We start from the raw sequence: 23,825 nt of genomic DNA on the forward strand, positions 1-23,825 counted from the left end.
GACGAATGTCCACGTCTTCGGTGACGGACGCGCCGGGAGCCGCCTTCGGTGGCTCCCGGCCGCCTGCCCTCATACCGCAGCCGCGCGAGGCCCGATTCTCGGCGGACCGGTTGCCGGTCGGCCGGATCGCCCTGGATCCGCTACCGGCCTCCCTCGCCGCCTACCAGAGCCACATAGAACGGCTGATGGCCACCGTCGGCGACCACTCGGAGTCCGCCGTGCGGATGTCGGTCACCGCTATGAACGGCCCGCCGGAGGCCTACGAGCTCGAGATCGGCGCCGACGCGGTGCTGATCCGAGCGAGCGACGCACACGGCGCGCTCCACGCGGCCAGAACAGTCGTAGACCTCTGGGACGGTGGCAATGGCCGCCATCTTCCCCACGGGCGGGTCGACGACCACCCCACATACCGGACCCGTGGCGTGTTCACCGAATCTTTTGCCGGCACCGACCTGATGGAGCGGGCCGACTGGCAGGCGTTCATCGATCGGCTGGGCCAGCTCAAGCTCAACACCGCCGGGATCTCCATCTACGGGTGCTGGGACATCCGCCACGACGTGGATCGCAGCGAGTACCTGTTTGTGCCACTCGACGAGTTCCCCGAGGTGCGTACCCCGCAGCGGGTGGTGACGTGGGATCCGGACAGCGGGGAGGAGGTGACGCTCGAGTATCTCCCGCGGATCTTCACCGAGAACTTCTTCGGTGAACTGGTCCGGTACGCGGCCGAGCAGGGCATCGAGCTGATCCCGCACCTGGGCGGTCCCGGGCATTCCACGCTGCTCCCGCGGCTCATCCCGGAGCTCTCGGCCTGGGACGACGACGGCAACCCGACCGGGTACGGGTATTGCGTCTCCAGGCCCGAAGCCCGCGCAGCCCTCAGCGCCGTCGTCTCGAACATCACACGTCAACACCTCCGGCCCCACGGCGTCCGGCGTCTGCACGTCGCCGCCGACGAGTACTACCCGATCCGGAACGTGGACCCCGAGGATCGTCTCCGGGTGGTCAGCCCGTACTGCCGATGCGATGGTTGCAGGGACATGTCACCAGGCCAGCAGCTCATCGAGTACCTCGTCACCGTGGGCCGATCCCTCGCCGAGGACGGCATCACCATGGTGCACTGGCATGACACCCTCGAACGGGAGGGCGTGCTGAACCGCTATCGGGAACGCGTCGCGGAAGAGGACCTTCCGGCTCCGGTCGTCTCCTGGTGGAAGTACAACGACCCCGTTCCGGTTCCTGACGCCAGCGGCGGCGAGACCTGGGTCTCACCCACCACCGGGCTGTTCGCCACCCTGTTCAACCAGGACTTCAGCCCCAACATCGAGACCACGCTGCGCCGCGGGGGGCGGGCGGGCGCCACCGGTGCGTTCGCGTACACCATGCAGACGCCCTCCGACCATGCGAACTACGCCTGTTTCGCCGACCTGGCGTGGAACCTGGAGGGCTCGGGCGGCGCCACCGGTTTCCGTCGTCGCTGGGCTGAGCTGATCTGCCCGGACGACGCCGACGCGGCCACCCACGCGCTCTCCTTGGCCAGCACGGTGACCGGCAGCTATCCGCTGATGATGTACCTGGTGCAGCACATCCTGCCGTACTTCTCCACCGCGGCGGCCGGGGTCACCGCCTACCCCGACGACATCATCCGGGCTGCGAGCATCACCCAGCCTCCGTTGGAGGACGCGTACCGGCAGGTGAAGGCGACATTGCTGGACGCGGCCGGCATCATGCCCGAAGGCCGGAATGTGCGTCACTGGGGGTCTCCCACCGAGACCTGGCGACGTCAGTCGATCCGCCTCGCCGGCTCGCTCGCGCTCTTCCTCGACGTGCTGGAAGCCGCCCGGGAGCCAGGCGAGGACCATGCTGGACGGCTAACGGACCGTGGCGTGCAGCTCATGCGGCAGACAGCGGACGCCACTCCGGCGTACCTGGTGCCGGCCACCATCCGTGAGCACTGGGGGTTCGTCCGGGAGATCGGCCCGGCGCTCGAACGGCTGCGCGCCACGGGTGGGCCGGTCGCCAAAGAGAGTTGGCATGCCTGGATCGTCTGACGGCTCGCACCACGTCGGAGATGCACCCAGCTCGTCGGCGCCGGGGTTTGCGGGAGGCGATGGAAGCTGAGGTCAGGGCTTCTTCTGGTTCATCAACTCGGCGGCAACCTGGTTGAGCGCCTCCGCCACCCTTGGGACGTCCTCGACGGGCAGCCGTGTGGCCGGAGCGGAAAGGCTGATGGACGCGGGCAGCCCGAGGCCCGCCAGAGAGACCGCGATGCACCGGCCGTCGCGCTCGTTCTCGCCGTCGTCCAAGGCGTAGCCCTGGGTCCGCGTCTTCTCCAGCTCGTCGAGGTAGGCGTCGAGCGTAGTGATGGTGGCCGGGGTGCGCTCAGGCATGCCCTCCGCCGCCAGGATGGCCTTCACCCGGTCCAGGTCCAGAGTGGCCGCGATAGCTTTGCCGAGCGCGGTGCAGTGCAGCTGGTCACGGTCACCCGGTCGAGCCGCCAGCCGCACGCTGTGGGGGCTCTCGATTATCTCGGCGTAGGATACCCGGGAACCGTCCAGCATTCCCAGGTTCGCCGTTTCGTCGAACTCATCACGCAACTTGACCAGATACGGCCGGACCCGATCACCCAGCAGGGCAAGCTGCTGAGACTGCAGCGGCAGGAACGCGGTACCGATCCGGAACAAGCCGCTGACCAGGTCCCGCATGACATACCCCTCCTCCTCCAGGGTGGTGAGGTATCGGTACGCCGAGCTCTTGGGCAGCTCGGTGACGTCGGCCACCTGATTCAGCGAGAAACCCTGCGGATGTTCCTGGATCAGGCTCAAGATGCCACAGACACGCTTCACTGCACGGATGGAGTATCGCTTGTCGGCTGGACCTGGCTCGCGCTCCATAAACGGAACTCCTACCTTTTAAGATGTCCACGATCACCGCCGCGGTGCGTCCGGCAACTATAGACGTTGCCAGCACGGATGTTACCAGGTGAACTAGCATTCGCTGTCATCGAGACCTGGCGTAGGAGCGCATGTCAGAAGCCCATCATCGAACTAGCAGTGGTTCTGTCATCGAACTAGCAGGGTGCGGGACATGAGCCTCGCCGTCCCGAAGCTAGTTCACGCCGAGGTTCCTACAGAACTTCTGCACCGCGGTCATCGCGTCTGCGGTGGCTACGTCCGCATCGAAATCGGGGTGATCCACGAGTAGCTGGTCGACGTACGCACTCGGCCCCTGAGCGGCCGGAACTGCGAAGTTGGCCGCGAGATCACGAAGAGCCGTGGTCACCTCGCCTTTCAAATCAGCCGCGAAACGAGTGTTCACAAGTTCAGCTGCAGCAGGCCCGCCGTACTGGTCATGCAGCAGCATGAACGCGATGTCATACCAATCCTTCGGCTCACGCCGACCATGCACCGCCGCACATTTCGCCAGAAAGAATCCAGCCAAGCCCGTCACGTAAACCCGGGCCCGGAGACTCGTCAGGGTTGATACCTGTCAGTCGCGGATGAGACGGTCCCGGACAGCAAATCGAGTCCCGCGCAGGTTCGCCGCTCCCAATGCAATACAGCCGTCGAACTTGACGGTGGCACCAGCTGGCGTGTCATTGAGGTCACTGAGCAATTCAAACTTGACCACGGTCCGAGCGCCATCTTCGCGGGATTCCCGACGCCAAATATGAGCGACTACGCCGATCCGCCCGGAGAACGGCCACTTCCTCATCGTCAGCATCTCGGTCTCTACAGGAAGCAACTGGTCCGACGACCTGCAGGGCATCGATGTCGACTTCACGTCCTACGACTTCAATGTGATCGGGCCGGACGGCGTCACCGAGAACGACGTCGTCGGCTCGTCGTACTCGTGCCTGTCCAGCCGAGACGAGATGCCCAGCGTCGGCCCTGGCGAGAACGCCACCGGCAAGGTTGCCCTCGACATCGCTGCCGAGTCCGGGATACCCGTCTTCCAGCCGTGGTTCATGTATGACGGCGGCTGGGAGTGGAAGTTCTAGTCCGGCGTGAACGTAGGCGGCCGTGCTACGGCGCCATCGAGGTGAGCACATCGGAGGCGGGCGGTCTGACTACTTGCGGACCACGGCGTAGTTCAGGTGAGTGACCTTCGACGACGATTCCGTTCCCGTCTGGTGGATGGTGACTTTCTCGGCGTCGATGCCGTCGAAGAGGCTCACCCCTCTGCCGAAGAACACGGGCGCGAGTGCGATGGAGAACTCGTCGACCAGGCCGGCGTTCAGGTATTGCAGGATCATGTCGGCGCCGCCGGCGATGCGCACGTCTCGCTCTCCCGCTGCCTTCCGGGCCTGCTTAAGTGCGCTTTCGATGCCGTCGTTGACGAAATTGAACGTCGTGCCGCCGAGGCGCTCCCACGGCTCCCTGACCTCATGGGTAACAACGTAGACGGGGGTGTGGAACGGTGCCTCCTCCGGCCACGCCACCTCGCCGGCATCGAACATCCGCTTGCCCATGACGCTGGCGCCGGTGCGGTGGAATGTCTGTTCGAGGATGGCGTTGTCGCGGCCTTCCTTGCCGCCCTCACCGAGCTTCAGGTTCTGGCGCGTGAAGCGCTGCCCGAACGCCCATCCCTGAAGCCGCGACCACTGGGCCATCCAGTGCTTGAGACTCGGGGTGGTCTCGCCACGTCGTAGCGCGTCGATGTCGTCCGGGCTGCTCTCGGGCGCGATGTACCCGTCGAGCGTCATCGTGACGCTGAAGAAGACCTTGCCGGTGATCACTGGCCTTCCTCGGCGTTGTTCTGGTTCATGGCGTACTCCGCCAGCCGGCCGAGGGTCTGCTGTCCGCCTTCGATGGCGTGGAACTTCAAAACCGCCTGGTCGCGAAGCTCGGCGGTCGGGAAGATGGTCCGCATGACGACGACGGTCGCCTCGCCCTCGTCGTCGAAGGTCAGAATCGACTCGAAGGCATTCGGGTCGTCCGCCGACTCGCCGTGCCGCAGGACGATCCGCTCCGGGCGCACGATCTCACGCCAGGTAATCCACTCCGGATAGTCCGTGCCGTCCGGCCCGTGCATGGTGAATTCCCAGACGCCGCCCTCGCGGAACTCGAACGCGCGTGTTGTGGTGGTGAACCCGTTGGGCCCCCACCATTGCGCCAGGTGGCGCACATCAGTGAAGGCTGTGAACACTAGATCGCGCGGTGCTTCGATGGTGCGAGTGATCACGATCTCGCGGTCGGCGGTCGCCTGGTGTGCTGAGTTAGTTGTCATCGGCATTCTCTTTCTGCGCCTCGCTCTTGAGTTCCTGCACGTAGTTGTTCAAACGGTCGAAGCTCTCGTTCCAGAACTCCGCAAACCCGCCGACCCACTCATGGATCGGCCGCAGGCCGCGGGCGTCCAAGCCGTAGAGCCGCTGCTTACCGACCTCGCGCACCCGGACCAGCTGCACCTCCCGGAGCACACGGAGGTGCTTGGATGCACTGGGTTGCGGGATACCAAGCTCTTTCGCGAGATCCAGCACGGGGCGCTCGCCGTCCTTGAGCAACTCCAAGATCTCGCGGCGCTGAGGCTCGGCGATCGCGTTGAACGTGTCGGATGTTGTTGCTGCGCGAGGCATGCAGCCATCATATTCCCATATGGGCATGCGTCAAGCGGGCAATGCTCGGACGGCATGCGTCATCGTCGGGGCTACTGCTCCCGAGACCCTCCGTGTGCGGATGCAAGCACCTCTGACGATCGCCGACGGCGACTAATCGCGATGGATGCATCACGGAGCTGACCAATGGTGATCCGTGGGTACAGGCAATAGAGCTGAGGTTGAAGCCACCTTGCGCGCATGGCGCGCCGTCGCCCATCTCATCAACAGTGGAGACTTCAGTAAGGTGGAACAAGCCGACGTCATATTCAAGGTTATGGGTTAACCTTGAATATCGGAGGTGGCTGATGGGGCGTTACGAGGAGCGCGTATGGCCAGGCAACCCCACCGGATCTACGCGTACTGAACGTACGTCGTGCCGGTTTCAAGCTTACGTCCCAGAGCCTCTCGTAGGCATCAAGTTGGATCTGCCCGCTTCCGCTGCGGCCGACATCGTCGACGTCGAACAGCAAGTACGTCACCTCAATGACGCCCACCCAGGTTTAGCGAACCTCGAACCACTAGCGAGATTCCTGCTGCGCGCGGAGGCGGTCGCCTCGTCGAACATCGAGGGCTTGGTCCTCAACGTCCGTCGCCTGGCCCGCAGTGAGGCAACTGAGCGAGAGGGACTTCCTGTCACCGATGAGACCGCCAGAGCAGTCCTCGGCAACGTCAAGGCGCTCGACGAAGCTCTCACCGTCGCCTCAGATCCGAACAGGACCCTCACAGTCGCCGACCTCACGACGATCCATAAGGCGTTGCTCATAGGTACGCGCGATGAGAGGTGGGCGGGCATCGTACGCAGCGAGCAAAACTGGATCGGTGGAGTGAACCCATGCTCCGCCGCCTTCGTGCCGCCGCCCGAGGACTATGTATCCGAGCTGCTGGACGACTTGGCCGCGTACGTATCTGGAGACGAGCACCCAGCGCTGCTGCAGGCCGCCCTCGCTCATTCGCAGTTCGAGACCATCCATCCCTTCGCCGACGGGAACGGGCGCGCTGGACGAGCACTCATTCAACTGGTCCTGCGCCGCCGCGGTGTAGCTACACGGGTGGTGCCGCCGGTTTCCCTTGTCCTCGCCACCCAGGCCGACGCATATATCGATGCGCTCGATCAAACTCGAGCCGACGGTTCCACGTTGTCAGGTCAATTGTCGTGGGTGGAGCTGTTCCTATCTGCTACCGGCCGTGCGTGCCGGGACGCGTCGCGGTTCGCCACCGACCTGGCCTCATTAGAAAGGTCCTGGAGGGAAAGCCTCGGACGCGTGCGCGCCAACTCGGCGACAGACCTCTTGGTGACAGCCCTGCCGTCCCTCCCCGTGTTCTCGGTAGCGACAGCCGCGGCCCATATTGGGAGGACGTTTCAAGCGACGAGTGAGGCCGTCAACCGGCTCGTAGAAGCAGGCACAGTGCGGCAGGTCAAGGTAGGACGCCGAAACCGAGCATTTGAAGCAGTCGGACTCTTCGAAGCCTTCACCGGGTTTGAAAGACTGCTGGCCAGTCCGGATGCCGAGACGCAGGTGTCACCACCAGAACGTCCGGTGCCACAGCGCCCGCAATGACGGCTCCGTCGACCGTTCCAGCGAGAATCACGGCCTGCCCCGGACACGCGCGTCAGTCGATGTCGTGCCTATTCAAGCGGCGCTTGCGGCCGATCTGACGGAGCACAGACCATGGTGCACGCTGCGCGTCACCATTGCCGCGATGCTTGTGAGGCTTGCAGAGCCGACAGCCTTTCCACCGGCGATGCGGAGAGTGAGCCATGAACTTCCTCCCGGATCATGCCCCGCCCGGGTGGGCGGAGCGGCTCGGGAAGTCCACCGGAACTCATGCGACCTATCCTGGCGTTCTCGGCTGACAATGTCGAGGGACAACCCTTGTATGACCGAACGTCGCGACTGGACGGCAGGACGTTAGAACCCGAGATCTTGCGCCTGTTCCAAGAGCCAGGCCTCAGTGTCCGGCCACGCGACCTCCAAGTGGCTGTTCAACCCTTCGTGGTCGTATCCCTCGAACTGTTTCCACGGCACACCCCGATTGTTTAGGCCTTCGGCGAGGACGCTGCTCGGCAGGACCATCTCGACGGCATCGTGGTCGCGGTCGCCCCAGAAGCAGTACAGCGGACACGGGGCGTCGTCCACGAGCGCATCCGGGGGAAGCATGCTCAGCTCACGGTAGAACCTGGCGCCCGCGCGCGGATCAAACCTGTGCTCGATCTCCGCCCACAAGCCGGGGTCTTTCTCCAAGTGCGCCATCTGCGCGTCGACATCGCGCGAGGTAACGCTGTAGTCCCCGAGCAAAGGGAATCCGCCGGACGCGACGGCCACGACAGCGCTGTGATCAGCCAGCCGCAGCGCCAACCACGGACCGAACGCGCCGGTGAACGAGTAGCCGAAGCAGAGAAACCGCGAATGACCAAGGTGTCGGGCTACCGCGAGCATGTCCGATGCCCACAGACCCGGCTCGTAAGGCCCGCCTGTACGCGTGCTAGCGCCGAAGTCCCGAGGCGATGCCACGATCAGTGTGAATCGGCGGGCCATCATCCGCTCATGCTCAGGAGCCCACGTGTAGTTGCACTCCGGCGCCAGGAGGGGTGGCCCGCTGCCCGTCACTCGGAAGGCGAGCTGGGCATCATTCACGCTGAGGAACTCCACGCGGTGCAGCCTACGGCTGCCAACGAAACGAAGCTGGGCACTGTGGTAGCAGGTGTCCCACTCCCGTCGCGAGCAGCGAGTGCAGCGAGCAGCGCGGTCTCGCCGTCCACGTACGTAGACAAATCGAAATGTCCACGTACGTGGACGAAACGACCCGTGAGACGAAGACAGGCCTACGTTTTCACTGTGAGCAAGGACCCACCATCGAAGTAGCAGAGATTCTGTTAACGAGCTAGCAGAAATCGATCACGAGCTGACGGGCTGCTGATGCTTAGCACAAGGTCAGAGGGCTGACCTCTCGTCTTCACGGCTCCACGCACGTGGGTCATATGGAGTTTGGCCGCAACAGCTCGAAGGTGCGCGGTTGTCATTGCGTCTGCAACGCAGCAACTCCAATGGGTGCTGCTGCCGTCGCGAGCCCGCTCGGCTGTACCTCACCTTGCCTAGTCAGAGCATTCGTGACGAGGGAGTCCACCTGCCCGAGGAGTTCCGAGGCCGAGCACGTCAGGTCGAGCGGATACTGCACGACCTCGACACGTGGGCCTGTGTTAACGATCCGGTGCACCAGCGGCTCGCCCTCACCCTTCGCGTAGACGAGATACCCGCGGCGCAGCCGCAACGCTGTGCAGTACGCCAGCATCTGGTAGACATCAGGCCCCGGCACGCCGCGCGAGTCTCGCTCCATCTTGTATTTGGCGTCGAAGACCGCCCGCGGCTCTCCGTTCACCACGTGGACGATGTCCGGGCGCATAGGCACCGTGCCATCCATGCCAAGAGCAACGCTGTGCTGGCCGACCATCCGCCCGGCACGATTCGCCGCCGCTTCTCGCATAGCAGTTGTCAAGAAGTCCTCGAAGACTCGCGCCATATCGATGACGAAGCTGGCGACGCGCACACCTCGTGGTCCTACCTCAGCCGATAAATGCCGCAGAATGATCTCCGACAGCCGTAATGCCGGCAGATACCCCTGGTTCATCCGCGACATCAGCCACCGTGGCAACGGTGCGCCAGGGGTTAGCGCCGTCACACCGTCGAGTCGTCCGTCGAGGTGGCCCAGGCGTCGTCGTACCTCTGTATGCACACGCGGGACTGTCAGGAGCCGACGAATGGCGCCACGCACGATGCGGTTCTCTGGGATGTCCGCCGAGAACTCGTCGTACGTCACTTCCATTGGCAGGAGCATCCCAGAGTGACGAGCCAATTGGTCCGAAGCTCGTATGCGTCCACGGACGAGTGGCAACGTCTCCTCCACCGTGACGTAGCCCTGGAGGACACCTCGTTGTGTCGCCCGCTCGGTGTGCCGTGCCAGTGATTCGGCGATGACGGACAGCAGATCATCGTGCTGAACGCCCTCTACGTCATCGGGCCGAAAGCCCGGATCAGCCGCATATCCGAGGAGGAACAACAGATTCTTGGGCCCGATCTTCGGTTCGACGATCACCTCGACGTTGCCGATTCGAACGGCACCGACCTTGTCGACCGGTTGGAGCCGCCATCGGCCACTACTGATAGGCGTCACGTGGACGATGGCGCTGTGCGCCAACGCCGCAACGATGTCCCCATTGAGGCCAGCATCACAGGGCGGTCCATGCTCGCGCAGTCGGATAATCACGTTGCCCCACCACGGGCGCTGCCCTCGTCAGCTGCCGTGGTTCCGGTAGACACGTCGTACGCTGTGCCTGCGTGCTTGGTCGCACGGGCCCGAACGGTGTCCAAGCCAAATCGTTGATTGACCTCTTCACGGCTCATCCGGCCGTAGTAGTGCTCCTCAAGTAGCGGCAGGATTGAGTAGCGCCAGACGCGCGCCAGACCACCGTAGCGCTCGACATCCGGATTCATCAGGTACGACGGGCCGATCTTGAAGTCGCGGCCTTCATCACCGATAGCGGCGTTGAGCGCATCCAGCAGGTCCGCTCGGTCGAGATCCTTGTCGCCCTGCCGAAGCCAGGTACGCAACATGTTCTTCACCGGTGCTTCGTCTGGATGGAGTTCCATGAAGGCGAAGCGCCGCCGGATGGCGGCATCCATCAGGGCGATCGATCGGTCCGCGGTGTTCATGGTGCCGATCAAGAACAGGTTAGGCGGCAAGCTGAAGGACACGCCGGGCGAGTACTGCAGCAACACCGGCTCGCGTCGATACTCGAGGAGGTAGTACAGCTCGCCGAACACCTTGGCGAGATTTGCACGGTTGATCTCATCGATGATCAGGACGTAAGGCCGGGTGGGGTTCTCCCGTGCTGCGACGGCCAACCGCCGCAGCGGACCTGGCTGCAACTGAAAACCGACCACACCATCCGCCATTGGCGCGGGCCGATAGCCCTCGAAGAAGTCCTCGTAGGTGTACGACGGATGGAATTGAACCAACTGCACGGCGTCCCGGTCGGTGACATGCCGTCCGAGTTCGCGGGCGATGTACGTCTTCCCAGTGCCGGGAGGTCCGTAGAAGATCATCTGCTGACGATCCTGGAGGACGTCAAGCGCGTCTTGCAACCATTCCCGTTCGATGTTCAGGTGATCGGACAGTTCCACGGTCGCCTGTTTCAACGTGGGTATGTCCGCTTCGACGCCTGGCGGAAGCGCCGGCCCTTCATCGACGACGCCCACGTCGAGCGCGATCAGAGTATCGAGTGCGTCGAGGTCACCCGTCAGGTCGACCAGTGAGCCTTGCTGATCGAGATCTGCGGCTAGGGACGTCGGCACGTCCTCGACTGGGAACAGCTGATCAGCCCAGTCCACCGATCGCGTCAGAACGGGACTCTCGTTCTCCACATACGACGCCTCACCCGTGACCTCGCCGATCCACAGACTGCCATCGCGAACCGTGACGACCAGATCCCCGGACGCCATCCGGGTCAGGAAACTGTGGTACTCGGTAGTGAGGCGGAGCCGCTGCGCGTAGTCGGAATGCTGATAGCCGTCCTCGACGGCTGCCGCTACTACACTGCGATCGCTGCCAGGCTCCACGTTGCGCAGGTGAGCCGCGGCGAGCGAGACAAGTCCCTCGTTCCGCCAGCGGTCAGCATCGTGATCGTCCCCGGTCTGTGGCGGCCGAGGGCGGACGAGCCACGCACGACGGGCGGCACGATCGGACGGCGAGCGCCACTGCTCAACGTAGGGAGTCTGGTAGTAGTCGACCGCTCCGCCGGCGCGCTCCTGAAGAGTAAGCGTAATGTCGAACAGATCGCGATCGTGGTCATTAGTTTGCTGGCCAACGTCCTTGAACGCCTCGCGGATTCGCCGCTTGTCCGACGTACTGACGCTCGGTAAGAAGTACTGAGGAAAGGCGAGGTAGAGCAGGCATTCTTGCAGCGAGGGCAGCATGTCGGCCGACCTGACAATGTCCCGCCACGTCCAGGGATCGCGCAGCGCTTGCGCTCGCTCTTCGCTTGGCATGGTCCACCACGCTTCGACAACCTCCACGAGATTGGCCAGCCATCGCCACACATTCTGGTTGGCGCCCTGACCGCCGTGCCAACTACCTTCAGCGAAGGCCTCGATCACATCAGGGGGCAAGCTGGCCGGCTCGCGCATCCATCCGAGGACTGTCTCGATCCGCCGCCGCTTATTCTCCCGTGTGAGATTTGAGAGTGGCAGCGCATGAAGCATGAGAAGCTCGGCCGCCAGAAGGATCGTCGAATCCGGCGCATCCGAGAGTTGGCGCTGAAGCTTAACGAGGAATTTGTCGCTGCTCTCGTCGGGTCGCTCGTTGTAGCGGTGTCGCAGGTCCTCGACGCTGGCGGGCGACCAAGCGCTCGTCTGTGGCTCCAGGTACGACGCGCCGGTCCCGAGGCCGTTCTCCAACATGCGGCGTCCCACGGCGCGTATGTGCACGTCTGGTTTCGGCGACTCAAGTACACGGAGTCCTGCGGGATCATTCACGACGCGTGCCTCCTCGTGCCCTCGTCCGATACGGTGCCACCGATGGTGGCACAGACGTCGGGCTCATCTAAGGACCTCAGCCGCTCGATACCGGACAATGAGTCTCGAGCCGCTGGCTATCTTTGGAGGTCGTGCTGTGACTGGGATCTGGTCTGAGAGCGATGGGATATGGCGCGCTCTCGCTCCCGTCGGGTTCGCTCAGGAGCAGCAGCTTCATGACCTGATCGAACGGAATCCGGCCATGCTTCCGTTGGCGGGCACACCGAAGCTCGTCGTGCTGGGAAGCGAGGTTCGTTGCGGTACTGGCTACGCAGACCTGATCGCGGTCGCAGCCGACACCGGCACACCAGTGATCATTGAGATCAAACTCGCCTCCAACACAGACCGGCGCACCGTGCTGACGCAGGTCCTCGGCTACGCGGCGTATCTTCGGCGTCTCGATATATCGGGTTTTGAAGCATTGCTGGCGCCGCACGTGAACGGCCAGCATGCCGCCTCAGTGCGTGAACTGGTGAACGCCGGAGCGGAGAGCCCCGCCTTTGATCAGGAGACGTTCTCAACCAGCTTGGCTGCGGCACTGGAGGAGGGCCGCCTGCGTTGCGTCGTCGTGATCGACTCTGCTCCGGACGACCTGATAGAGCTCGTCGGCTACTTGCAGGACATCAGCAATGACCGGCTCGATCTCGACTTGGTGACGGTGTCCGCGTACGACATCGACGGTCGGCGGGTGCTCGTACCGCAGCTCGTCGAACCGGAACGCGTAGCTGCTGACGCACCACCGATCGGCCCGACAGCACCGGAGCCAGTCGTCACGCCCGGTGCAGGAAAATTCGCAGAGTCGATTTCGGTATCCCCGCCGGACAAGCACGACCTTCTTCGGCGGCTTCACCAATGGGCAGTCGAACTGGAGAGCGCAAGCTTGGCGACACTGCAGACTGCAACCGGCCAGGATCGCTGCCTGATCCGGGTCCACATTCCCGGACAGCAACGGGGTCTCGTGACGGTCTGGAACGAGAATGGAGGATCAGTATCCCCGTACCGGACAGTCTTCGAACAGGAGGCACCGGCAACGTTGCGAACCATTGATGAACGCCTCCCTGGTCAGATCCGGCAGGGCAACTATCTCCGTACGGAGAACTACGACGAACTCCTCAGCCTCCTCCGCGACGCGTATGTTGAGGCAGCGCGTGGAGGCGTCCAGGCGGACTAACGCGGCCACGCTTCCTAAAGCAGGAGCATGAACACATGAGTGTCGTCACGCGCAGCGACAATCGCATCCAATGACTCGGAAGTGGGTGTAGCAGTACATGAGATGGGTCGAAAGCGCCGTGGTCGGTTGTTGCGTCGCTCTCTTCGCCTGGGCACTCAGCTCACCGGACACGGCCGCGGAGGCCGCCCGAACCGCAACAAGGCTCCTGCCCCTGTCGGCGTCAGTCGCAGAGCCCTGGGCATGGACTTTCTTCACCTTCGCGTTCATGTGTGCTCTAGGCCAAGTCGTCTACATGTTGCTTAGAGCCGGGCGAGGGCATACCGAGCCCAGTTCACTCGCGAGCTTATCGATCACGCATCTGCTGTCGGTTCTGGCAATGACAACATTTTCCGCCGCAGCGGCAACGTCATCGGCAGCACGCGACAATTATCAGAATGCTCTAGTGCTGGCGGCTACCGCCGTCGCTCTAGCCATCTGGAGCGTCCGGATGTTAAAGCGCCTCATCGCTGTAGGCCCCAGGTATCCTTGACGCTCCTCCGAAGGCCAAGATGAAGATGTGAGGACAGTGTCTTTGGCTTTGTGCCGATACCGTTGACGATCTCTAGGAGGCCGCGCGCGTGACGTGGGCGTTTGCTGCCTGAACCCACGGCTGGCATGACGCTAGTCTTTGTCAGTTCGGCGTGGTCGCGTCTGAGACGTAACGTCGCGCCATGGTCTCCATCTGCTCGATCACGAGCTTGATGGCCTCGGGCTGCTTGTCCGGCGGATACTTGTACTTCACCAGCAGCCGTTTGATTGAGGACCGCAGCTTAGCTCGCACATCGTCACGGACGGTCCAGTCGGTTTTTACGTCCCGGCGCATGACCGCCACCAGCTCACGGGCGATTTGGGCCAACACGTCCTCGCCTTGGAGCTCGACGGCCGAGTCGTTGGTGCTCACCGCGTCGTAGAACGCCAGCTCGTCCAACGACAACGGCGGCGTGAAATGTTCGCCTCGGTTTCCCTCGGCGGCGACCTCCTTCGCCATCTCGATAAGCTCGGCGATCACCTCCGCCGAGGTGAGCTGCTGGTTGGTGTACTTGCGCATTAGTTCAGCGATCCGCTCGGAGAATGCCCGCTGACGCACGAGGTTGTTACGCGTTGCCTTCCCGGCCTCCTCCATAAGCAAAGCACGTAAGGCTTCGATAGCCAGGTGGGGGTTGGAGGCGGCTTGGGCCTTCGCCTGGAATCCAGGTCCGAGATCGGACAGCGACGGCTTGGGCATCCCCGCCGCCTCGTAGATGTCGACGACCTCGCCTGATGTGGTGGATGTGGCCACGAGCGCGGAGAGCATACGCTGGATCTCCTCGGGGACCGGTCTGCCCTCGGCCTGGCGCTCCTGGGCGTCGAACTTGCCCATCCACACGCGGACCTCTTCGTAGAACCTGGCTGTGACGCGGAGTGCCTGCACGTCCGGACTGCCGGAGCACAATGCCCACGCGCGAGCGAGCTGGTTCGCGAGCTTTCGGAAGCGGGCGGCGAGCGTCTCCTCACCCTCAGGCACCTGGTTACCTGGGGTGGCCGGGGAGCGCAGGTAATTGGTCAACCCGTAAGCTGCCCTGACCCAGCTCTTCGACCCGCCATCGAGCTTCGACTTCCACGGGAAGCCGGTACATAGCTCGTCGAGGGAGCCGATGAGCTGGGTAGTAAGCGCGACGGCCTCGTCGATGTCCTTGCCAACCGGCTTCTTTGCCTGATCAGTGTCTGTGTACTCGGCGAGCGCCGTGTTGAGGTTCTCCGCCAGTGGCGCATACGCGACGAGCAGTCCCTCTGGTTTACCGCGGAAGGTGCGGTTCACCCTGGCAAGAGTCTGCATCAGCAGCGCTCCCTTGAGCGGCCGGTCAAGGTAGAGCGTGTGCAGGGGCGGCGCGTCGAAGCCGGTCAGCATCATGTCTTTGACGATGACGATCTGCAGTTCGTCGTCGGGATCACGTAGCCGTTTCTGGATGACCTTGTTCTGCCCGTCGCGGCGGACATGGTCAGATACAGGCGGCTTGTCCTGCGCTGAGCCGGAGTAAACAACCTTGATCACGCCTTTGTCGTCGGCCTTGTTGTGCCAGCTGGGACGCAGTTTGACGATCTCGTCGTACAGGTGAGCACATATCTCGCGCGTCGCACCGACGATAAATGCCTTGCCGGGCGAGGAGATGAACTTCCGCATCTCCTCCGACCGAGTTTCCCAATGCCGGACGATGTCGGCGGCCAACGCCTCGAGCCGTGCCGGGGCGCCGTACACCGCGTTGATCACGGCGACCGACCTCTCGATTCGTGCACGCTCGACGTCGTCGAGCCCGACGGTAGCCTCGTCGGCGGCGTGGTCGAGGTCTTCCTCGCTCACGTCCCGGACCCGAGCGACCTTGATCAGGCGCGGCTCGAAGTACACCCGCACTGTGGCCCCGTCGTCGACAGCACGGGTCAGGTCGTAGATGTCGATGTAGTCGCCGAACACTTCGCGGGTGTTGCGGTCCTCGAACGAGATGGGCGTGCCTGTGAAGGCGATCAGCGCCGCGTTCGGGAGCGCATCCCGCAAGTGGCGGGCATAGCCGTCGAGATCATCGTAATGACTGCGGTGCGCCTCATCGGCAATGACGATGATGTTGCGACGCTCCGACAGCAGCGGGTGATCCAGACCTGCATCCTTCTCGGCCTTGCTGAGCCCGAACTTCTGCAGCGTGGTGAAGTAGATGCCTCCGGTGGCGCGGTTAACCAGCTCGTCGCGAAGCTGCGCACGAGTCGTTGCTTTGACAGGTGTCTCGGTCAGCAAGCGCGAGCGGTTGAACGTCTCGAAGAGTTGCCCGTCGAGTTCCTTGCGGTCAGTGACCACAATGATGGTGGGGTTTTTCAGCTTAGGCTGGGTGCCCACCAGGTGAGCGTAGAGTTCCATCTCCATCGACTTGCCCGACCCCTGTGTGTGCCAGACCACGCCGGCCTTGCCATTGCTTTCGACAGCCGTGACGGTCGAGCCGACCGCCTTGGTGACGGCGAAGTACTGATGCGGCTTGGCGATCCGCTTCACATAGCCCTCAGCGCCACCGTCGAAGGCGGTGAAGTTGCGCTGCAGTTGTAAGAACCGCTCGGGGTTGAAGACGCCCTCGATGAGGAACTCGAGCTCGGTGCCGAGATGCACATCGTCCATCACTTCGCCGAGCTTCACGGGCTTGCCGTCGTCGTCGACATTCCATGGCGAGTAGTGGTTCAGCTGTGTGAACGGCGTGCCATAACGGGCGATGATGCCGTCACTGATCACAGTGACGACGGCGAACCGGAATGCCATCGGGAACTCGCGCAGGTATGTCCCAAGCTGCGCGTGCGCAGAAGCGATGTCGGCCTTGGCCACTCCTGCCTGCTTAAGCTCGAATATCGCGACCGGCATACCGTTGAGATAGACCACCACATCAAACCGCCGCTCGGCCTCGGGAGACCGAACGATGACCTGATTGACGGCCAGCATCTCGTTGTCACTGACCCGGTGACTGACCAGCCGGATCGTAGGGTTCTGCTCGACACCATCTGAGTCGACGTAGCTGATCCCGCGGTAGCCCTTCACGCAGATCTCGTGTATACGGAAATTCTCCGCGATTGGATCCTGCGAGGTTGGCTGGATGATCTCGGCCAGCGCTTGCTCCAGGTACTCCGCAGGCACCTGTGGGTTTAGCTCGCGCATCTTGGTGAGCATCCGGCCCGGGAGGACGATGTCCGCCCACGATGTGCGGCCGTTGTCAGTGCCTGGTGCGATCGCGGTGCCCGGGAGGTGCTGCCATTCCTGTTCGGCGAGCGTATCGAGGGCGATGTGTTCCCAATCGTCTTCGCTGAACCCCGGCTTCGTGGCCATTACACGACCTCCTCCACAATCTTCTCTGCCTCGCGCACGCGGACCTTGCCGGACATCAACAATGGCAACAGCTCATCCCGGGTTGCGACGAGAGTCGCCGTCTCTGTCATCGTCTGTGCGGCCTGTTCGTGGAGCGGCACAACTTGCCGTGAAAACGATCGCGCCAGGTCCGGGTCAGGTATGCGGACTTGGAATTGCTTAAACTTGCCCCTACTTAGCTCGAGGAATGTTGCCCCATTCGCATGACTAATGAACTCTGAGACACGTGATCGCATCTCATGGAATAGCCAGAATTGGTGAATCGGATTCTTGGCATTGACCACGATGAATCCCTGGTTTACGGCAACGGGGACTTGCGCGATCGCGAAGGCCCCTATCGTTGCCCTTGACGTCATTAGGATTGACTGCTTCGGATAAAGCTTCGAAGAGCAGGCCGCTAAGCCGTCTTCCGTGATCATTCGGGAAGTGGTAAATAGGTACGGGCCATTGAGCGCAGTCACGTCTGTCGGCGTCGCCCACGGGATGCTCCCGTTCCAATACTCCTCGAATGACGTCTTTGGCGTTCCGCCGCCGGCAACCTCGGCAAGATCGCCAAAGGTTTGGCCTCCGAGTCGCATCCCCCGTACAGCCTCGGTGAACATCGAATCGGCGAGTTCTAGACATAGATTACCGACACGATCGTTGGCGGCGATTTTGTCGTCGAGCGCCCCCAACACCTCCGCAATCGCCCGCTGTTCCGCGAGTAGCGTTGCGGGAAGCTCCATTGATTTGATCAAACCAGCATTCAGGTTCTGTTGTGCCGCACCTGACGCTAGGCCGACAAGACCAGACCTAGACCACATGAGCGCATAGAAAAGCCACCGGTAGTCACAGACCGCTGGATTAGCAATCATCGCGCAGGCTGCTTGATTGCATGCGGCTTCCTCCGTAAGCCAACCAAGTCGGCCAACCGTGGCCCCGTACATGGCCATTAGCACGGTGCCTTCCGGCAAAAGCTTTGCAGACGAGGAGGCTAGGCCTTCCTTGGAGATGTGCTCGTCGTAACGTGACACAGGTCCGTCGAGGAGGTCCCCAGTCTTCACCCACGGGATCGTCCCGGGCTCGTAGTACTCTGGGTGAGCACGATTAGGTGTTCCACCACTTGTCACCCGGGAGCACAATGCCGCCACAGTCGTCTTCATGACAGCCGCTCCAGTTGCTCGCGGACGACTTTTTCTAGTCGTGCCGACTCGTCGAATGCCGTCAGTAGTTCCTTCGTCAATCGCTGGATCTTCTCATCGACGGGCTCACCGTCGTCTTCGATTTCGGCGGCGCCGACGTACCGGCCGGGAGTGAGTGCGTAGTCGGCCGCCTTGATGTCGGCCAGGCCTACTGACTTGCAGAAGCCGGGCACGTCTTCGTAGATCAGCTTCTTCTGCGCCGCCGACCGCGTGCCGCGCCATGCGTGGTAGGTGTCGGCGATCTTGGCGATGTCCTCAGCGGATAGGGCGCGCTCTGCGCGATCGATCATGTAGCCAAGCTCACGGGCGTCAATGAACAGCACCTCGCCGGACCGATCCAACGCCCCGTGCTTGCCTGCGCTCTTGTCCTTGGCGAAGAACCACAGACACACCGGGATGCCTGTGCTGCGGAACAGCTGAGTCGGAAGCGCAACCATGCAGGAAACCAGGTCGGCCTCAACGATCTGGGCGCGGATGGCACCTTCGCCGTTGGAGTTCGATGACATCGAGCCGTTAGCCATCACGACACCGGCGCTGCCGCCGGGAGCGAGCTTGGAGAGGATGTGCTGGATCCAGGCGTAGTTGGCGTTGTTGGCTGGTGGGACCCCGTACTTCCAGCGCGGATCCTCCGTGTTGCGGGACCAGTGTTTGATATTAAATGGGGGGTTCGCCATCACGTAATCCATCTGGATGTCCGCGTGCTGATCACGAGCGAAGGTGTCGCCCCAGCGAGCCCCCAGTCCGGAGTTATCGATGCCGTGGATTGCGAGGTTCATCTTCGCCATCCGCCAGGTCTCCTCGATGCTCTCCTGGCCGTAAATAGCAACGTTCTTAGGGTCGCCATTATGTTCGTAGATGAACTTTTCGGTTTGCACGAACATGCCGCCGGACCCGCAACACGGGTCATACACCCGGCCCTGCGAGGGCTCAAGAACCTCAACGATCACCTTGACCACGCTGGGCGGGGTGAAGAACTCGCCGCCCCGCTTTCCCTCGGCGCGGGCGAAGTTGCCCAGGAAGTACTCATAGACCTCACCCATCAGATCGCGGGCGCGATGTTCGCCGTTCCGGCTGAAGCGAGCACTGTTGAACAAGTCGAGCAACTCGCCTAGGCGGCGCTGGTCGATGTTGTCCTTGTTGAACAGGCGTGGCAGCGTGCCCTGCAGACTCGGGTTGGTCTTCATGACCTGATCCATCGCCTCGTCGACAAGCTGCCCGATGTTCTTCGCTGGCTCGGCACCGGTAGCAGTCTTGCCTTTGGCGTTCTCCGCTAGGTAGGACCAACGGGCCGTCGGTGGAACGACGAACACCCCGTACCCCTGATACTCCTCGGGGTCGTCGATCAGGTCGGCAACCTGCTCCTCGTCATAACCTTGGTCGGTGAGCTCCACGCGGATCGCCTCGCGGCGTTCGTCGTAGGCGTCGGAGACGTACTTGAGAAATACGAGGCCAAGGATGACGTCCTTGTACTGGTTCGCGGAAAGTGAGCCTCGGAGCCGGTCGGCTGCCTTCCATAGGGTGTCCTTCAGCTCCTTCATCGTCGACGGCGCCGACGGCTCTTGCTTCTTCCGAGGTGGCATGCTGAACGACCTTTCCTAATCTTCTCTTGGGGTTGTCAAGGTCACCGCTCCAGCGGCGACGCCGTCGATCATGGCCCCAATCACCCGGTGTGCGGCGTCGAGGTTTGCGCGCAGCGTTGACTCGTACTCATACGCTGCGATCAGAGCTTGTTCGAGTTGCCCGGTCGCCGTGGCATCGAGAACCGGAACGCTCCAGGTCTGCCAATCAGTGGCGTCGTCAGGCAGCCGGTTGATGATCGCCGAGACTGTGTGGGGGCCAATGCCTGCCTTCTTGCCGATGCGGAGGATCTTCGAGGGCGATGCGACCAGCGAACCGCCGTGATTGTCGACGAGTGCACAGGGTCGCGGCCGCTCGGTGAAGATGACGTCTCCGGGTTCCGTGCGGGCCGCGCGTGGGTAGCTATGGGCCGCGTCGAACGGGTCAAGCTTGATTTTGTTGGCGCCGGCTGCGGAGAGCACCGCGACAGAGCCATTGTCGTGCGCGTGGCTTGGGTCGATCCGGCTGCCGCGCTTCACGTGGGCGAACCCGAGGTCCTTCAGCTCACCGACGGATCGTCTGCGCAGCAGCATCGTTCCCGGCGCTGCCTCCGCTAGTACATCGAAGGTAGGGATGGGTTCGCTCGTGACCAGGGTCTCGGTGTTGATCTTGTCCAGATAACGCTCGACGTCCGTCGTAGCCAACTGCACGGCGCGCACTCCCCGCGGGACCACTGGAGTGCGGGAACTGAGAATCAGGGCGAGGTCGTGCCGGCGTAGGTACCTGAAGGCGCGTGCTCCTTGGGCCTCCAAGGCTCCCGTAAGGTCGGCCGCCAGGTCGCCCGCGTCATACTCGTCGCCGGTGAACGCGGCGAGATCGGCGATCAACGGCTGATCAATCGACTTTCCGCCGGCGCAAACCCACAGACCCAGCGCCTGCCGGTGCGCCTCACGCCACATACCTCGGGGAAGGCGAACCGCGACGACGAGGTTGCCCGACCGCAGAGTCTGTGCGCGATCCTTGTCCTGATCACCGCGAAGCTCGTCACACAACAGACTTGCAGGCCCCAGCACAATCGCCAGTTCGTCCTTGTCGAGTTCGATCACAACGTTGTCTATCGCATCCAGCGCGTCGGCGGGCCGGCTACCCAAGACAGACAGCATGCGAATATTCGGACTCGGCTGGGAATCGGTTGTGTCTATCCCGCGAATGGACGCCCTGCGCCGCAGTGCCCGCTGCTCCGTGCCATCCCCCCTGACGACGAGGGGCGCGAAGTCGTCGGCAAGAGCCAGGGTCAAGGTCACCGCGTGGCCGGCATGGATGAGGGGAACACCGTTGGGGTCGAGATGGAGCGCACATGCTTCTGTGAAGGTACGTATGAGTTCAAGGGCGCCGCTGGTGAGGTCGCGCGTGCCTAGCGCCCTGCCGGCGCGGCCCTGCTCCAAACGGGCAAGTGCCTCCCCTGGCCCAAATGCCGCTTCAAGAAGGTCGTCGATGAACCGCAGCGTGTCAGCCGTCGACTCCATGGTGATGACCTCCCGGAGGATGAACTCATCGCGAGGGTCTGCGCCGCGCGCCAGAGTCTGCCGATCTTCCATGGAGGTCTCGGCCAGCTCTTCCCCGCTGGCCGCAGCCAGGCAGAGCAATGTGACAAGATCTTCGAACTGCACTCCGTCCGGTGGGCTCAGGGCCGGTGCGTCAAGCCCGGCCTCGGGGTTGTTACCGCGGCCAGACTTCTCTAGCCATCTGACGACCTCGTCGCGATCAAAGCGGTCTACACCGTCTACGACTTCGATCGGGTCAGGAAATGGCGCGTAGATGCCTCGGGCACGGGGCCGCTTGCGCCACATAGAGACAGCTTGGCGGCTCACCTGGGCGAGATCGGCGACGTCCTGCATCGTCAGCGATGTTGCGACGCTTGGCATGCTCAACCTCCTCCCGGCTCGTGGACACACTATGGCGCATGCCGGGCTAGTTGCGTAGATACGACATCGTTAAGCCGCCTTAACAGTGATTCAAGTAGCCACCTCGGCAGGCCTTCGGTCATGGTCGAGTGCATCCGCCGCAGTAAGCGGCCACCAGAAAGGAGCAGCCGCCATGGCCGAAACGAGAACCGATCAATCGGCACACTTCGACTCCTCGATGTCCGGCGTCGTCGTGAAACACGTGGTCATCTCTGATACCGACGTCGTACGTGAGGCGCAGCGTTGGACGACCGGTAAGAGGGGGTCCATCGTCGATGACCCTTCGGTGTTGGTCAACGCGAACCTCGCCGAGTTCGTCACCGAGGCCGTCACGATTGGAGCGCACGCGTTGTCCGCCGTCGGGCAGACGCAGGAGGCCAAGTCACTCGAGCAGATGATCAAGGAGCTCGGTGATAGGACAGCACGTACGACCAACGAGGCCGTAGAGATCACCGAACGCGCGGCCAAGCAGGCGTCGGACGCCGTCAACAATGCAGCCGACACAGCCGGCAAGGCACTTCGTGACGCTGAGGGCCGTGCCCGCAAGGAGTTGACCAACGCCGTCGCATCGGTCAAGAGCGACTTGAGCACAGAGCTTCGCCAGGTGTTTGGCGGCGAGAACCCAGCACTAGTCGAGCGGCTGCAGCCGATTCTCGACCAATTCGGCACCAGGCTCGATGCCCGTGTAGGCACGAGCACAGGGGACCTGATCGCCAAGGTGGGTCGGCAGTTCGACCCTGCAGACCCGACATCTCCCATGGCCAAGCACCAGGCTGCTCTCGAGGCTCAGCGCCATGAGCTGGCTGAACATCTGGCGGCGAACCACAAGGAGCTGACGTCCAAGGTCGACGAGCTGACAACTGCCCTCAAGATCGGGAGGCGGAGAATGCCGTGGCAAGCGTCACCCCGATCAAGGGCGACACTTATGCCGACCAGGTTCATGCTCTCCTGACTGGCATCGCCAATGGCCTCGGGGACGAGTATGTCGACACGAGTGCGAACACCGGCAAGCTGTCTCGTAACCGGAAGGGCGACGGCGTGTTGTCGATCGATGGTGGCGCGGCGCGGGTCGTCTTCGAGATGACTGACTCCGCGCGCAGGGGATGGACACCATACCTCGATGAGGCTGAGCGCAATCGCGATGCAACCGCGGCTCTCGGGCTCGTTCGGACGATCGACCAGAATGAAGGGCATACGGTGCGCAACCTTGGTCCACGGCGAATCGTGATGGCGTTCGATCCCGAACGAGACGACCCGAGCCTTCTCCGCACTGTCGTCATGGTTCTCCGCACGGCGAGTCTCGCTGTCTCGTCACGCAGCGGTGCACATGAGATCGCCACCGCCGAAGAGAAGGTTGCGGCGGCGCTTACTGCCCTGACCGACATTGACGAGATCAAGAAGGTCTCGGAAGCCATCAGCAAGAACGCCAGCAAGATCGATAGCCGGTGTTCCCGGATCACCACGACGGTCAATCGCCTGCTCAACGAGGCCCTCGACGCTCTCGGAGGCGTTGACCTGCGGGCGGCTGAGCTCCAGTCTCAAGAGGGCGCAGCCTGAAGGACATAAAACGTGCTCGGGGGAGAACCTCGGGCACGCCGACTCCCACCCAAGACCACCCCTAGCCGAGCGGAGGCTCGGTATGGAATATTGACTGTGAGGGGGATCACTTATGTCTACATTTCCCGGTGACAAGTACCCGTTGCCGCCTGCCGAGATTGAGTTCCGAAGGCGACGTGCGACCGAAGAGGCTCAAGCCGCAAAGGAAGACCGCAAGCGTGGAGGGCTTCAGTTGCCGGAGGCGTGGGCTCCGGCGAACAGAAAACGTAAGAGCGCGGGAACGAGCAAACCCGTACGGAACTACAATGCAAGCTCCAAGAAAC

General features: G+C 62.8%; 18 protein-coding genes. 6 read left to right on the forward strand and 12 right to left on the reverse strand.

The features are described 5' to 3' along the window. The first annotated feature begins 5 nt into the window (after window positions 1-5). On the forward strand, window positions 6-2,048 hold the full coding sequence (locus G1H11_RS05530) for a glycoside hydrolase family 20 zincin-like fold domain-containing protein (RefSeq protein ID WP_163816799.1): 2,043 nt from the start codon (window positions 6-8) through the stop codon (window positions 2,046-2,048). A gap of 72 nt (window positions 2,049-2,120) precedes the next feature. On the opposite strand, the gene G1H11_RS05535 is transcribed toward G1H11_RS05530, so the two are convergent. Next, the gene (locus G1H11_RS05535; RefSeq protein WP_163816801.1) at window positions 2,121-2,891 is read right to left on the reverse strand and encodes an IclR family transcriptional regulator; all 771 of its coding nucleotides are present in this window, start codon (window positions 2,889-2,891) and stop codon (window positions 2,121-2,123) included. 214 nt (window positions 2,892-3,105) lie between these two features. Next, on the reverse strand, window positions 3,106-3,447 hold the full coding sequence (locus tag G1H11_RS05540; protein WP_343074804.1) for a nucleotidyl transferase AbiEii/AbiGii toxin family protein: 342 nt from the start codon (window positions 3,445-3,447) through the stop codon (window positions 3,106-3,108). Between the two features lie 349 nt (window positions 3,448-3,796). On the opposite strand from G1H11_RS05540, the gene G1H11_RS05545 reads away from it, so the two are divergent. Next, window positions 3,797-3,997: a hypothetical protein gene (locus tag G1H11_RS05545; protein WP_163816805.1), complete on the forward strand. Its 201-nt coding sequence runs from the start codon at window positions 3,797-3,799 to the stop codon at window positions 3,995-3,997. A gap of 69 nt (window positions 3,998-4,066) precedes the next feature. Here the strand turns inward: G1H11_RS05545 and G1H11_RS05550 are convergent, their stop codons facing one another. From G1H11_RS05550 to G1H11_RS05560, 3 genes are read right to left on the reverse strand one after another with little or no spacing between them, the layout of a single operon-like run. Then, entirely contained in the window at window positions 4,067-4,732 is a 666-nt protein-coding gene (locus tag G1H11_RS05550) for a dihydrofolate reductase family protein (protein ID WP_163817101.1), read from the reverse strand. Next, window positions 4,732-5,226 (reverse strand): SRPBCC family protein, encoded by a 495-nt coding sequence (locus G1H11_RS05555; RefSeq protein WP_216843467.1) that lies wholly within the window; start codon window positions 5,224-5,226, stop codon window positions 4,732-4,734. Before G1H11_RS05555 ends, G1H11_RS05550 begins: the two co-directional genes overlap by 1 nt. Next, window positions 5,216-5,572 (reverse strand): ArsR/SmtB family transcription factor, encoded by a 357-nt coding sequence (locus G1H11_RS05560; RefSeq protein ID WP_163816809.1) that lies wholly within the window; start codon window positions 5,570-5,572, stop codon window positions 5,216-5,218. Before G1H11_RS05560 ends, G1H11_RS05555 begins: the two co-directional genes overlap by 11 nt. Window positions 5,573-6,012: 440 nt before the next feature. Here G1H11_RS05560 and G1H11_RS05565 point away from each other — a divergent pair, with 440 nt between their 5' ends. After that, window positions 6,013-7,152: a Fic family protein gene (locus G1H11_RS05565; RefSeq protein ID WP_216843468.1), complete on the forward strand. Its 1,140-nt coding sequence runs from the start codon at window positions 6,013-6,015 to the stop codon at window positions 7,150-7,152. A gap of 351 nt (window positions 7,153-7,503) precedes the next feature. Here the strand turns inward: G1H11_RS05565 and G1H11_RS05570 are convergent, their stop codons facing one another. The 3 genes from G1H11_RS05570 to G1H11_RS05580 form a co-directional block, all read right to left on the reverse strand. Next, entirely contained in the window at window positions 7,504-8,244 is a 741-nt protein-coding gene (locus tag G1H11_RS05570) for an alpha/beta fold hydrolase (RefSeq protein WP_163816810.1), read from the reverse strand. 367 nt (window positions 8,245-8,611) lie between these two features. Then, window positions 8,612-9,763 (reverse strand): 5-methylcytosine restriction system specificity protein McrC, encoded by a 1,152-nt coding sequence (locus tag G1H11_RS05575; RefSeq protein WP_163816812.1) that lies wholly within the window; start codon window positions 9,761-9,763, stop codon window positions 8,612-8,614. 89 nt (window positions 9,764-9,852) lie between these two features. Then, on the reverse strand, window positions 9,853-12,048 hold the full coding sequence (locus G1H11_RS05580; RefSeq protein WP_163816814.1) for an McrB family protein: 2,196 nt from the start codon (window positions 12,046-12,048) through the stop codon (window positions 9,853-9,855). Between the two features lie 211 nt (window positions 12,049-12,259). Here G1H11_RS05580 and G1H11_RS05585 point away from each other — a divergent pair, with 211 nt between their 5' ends. Beyond that, complete coding sequence (locus tag G1H11_RS05585) at window positions 12,260-13,333, forward strand: PDDEXK family nuclease (protein WP_163816816.1); 1,074 nt, start codon at window positions 12,260-12,262, stop codon at window positions 13,331-13,333. A gap of 670 nt (window positions 13,334-14,003) precedes the next feature. Here the strand turns inward: G1H11_RS05585 and G1H11_RS05590 are convergent. From G1H11_RS05590 to G1H11_RS05605, 4 genes are read right to left on the reverse strand one after another with little or no spacing between them, the layout of a single operon-like run. Continuing rightward, window positions 14,004-17,204, reverse strand: a complete 3,201-nt coding sequence (locus G1H11_RS05590; RefSeq protein ID WP_163816818.1) for a type I restriction endonuclease subunit R — start codon at window positions 17,202-17,204, stop codon at window positions 14,004-14,006. Further along, entirely contained in the window at window positions 17,204-18,385 is a 1,182-nt protein-coding gene (locus G1H11_RS05595; protein ID WP_163816820.1) for a restriction endonuclease subunit S, read from the reverse strand. Before G1H11_RS05595 ends, G1H11_RS05590 begins: the two co-directional genes overlap by 1 nt. Continuing rightward, window positions 18,382-20,004 (reverse strand): class I SAM-dependent DNA methyltransferase, encoded by a 1,623-nt coding sequence (locus tag G1H11_RS05600; RefSeq protein WP_163816822.1) that lies wholly within the window; start codon window positions 20,002-20,004, stop codon window positions 18,382-18,384. The genes G1H11_RS05595 and G1H11_RS05600 overlap by 4 nt, the downstream gene beginning before the upstream one ends. Window positions 20,005-20,019: 15 nt before the next feature. Next, window positions 20,020-21,906 carry a helix-turn-helix transcriptional regulator gene (locus G1H11_RS05605; RefSeq protein WP_216843469.1) on the reverse strand — a complete coding sequence of 629 codons (1,887 nt, stop codon included), beginning with the start codon at window positions 21,904-21,906 and terminating at the stop codon, window positions 20,020-20,022. A gap of 172 nt (window positions 21,907-22,078) precedes the next feature. On the opposite strand from G1H11_RS05605, the gene G1H11_RS25130 reads away from it, so the two are divergent. Further along, window positions 22,079-22,897: a hypothetical protein gene (locus G1H11_RS25130; protein WP_216843470.1), complete on the forward strand. Its 819-nt coding sequence runs from the start codon at window positions 22,079-22,081 to the stop codon at window positions 22,895-22,897. Further along, a complete protein-coding gene (locus G1H11_RS25135) occupies window positions 22,837-23,502 on the forward strand; it encodes a hypothetical protein (RefSeq protein ID WP_216843471.1) in 666 nt (221 codons plus the stop codon). The genes G1H11_RS25130 and G1H11_RS25135 overlap by 61 nt, the downstream gene beginning before the upstream one ends. The last annotated feature ends 323 nt before the right edge of the window (window positions 23,503-23,825 follow it).

Source organism: Phytoactinopolyspora alkaliphila, from assembly GCF_010550695.1.
GTDB classification, from domain to species: domain Bacteria; phylum Actinomycetota; class Actinomycetes; order Jiangellales; family Jiangellaceae; genus Phytoactinopolyspora; species Phytoactinopolyspora alkaliphila.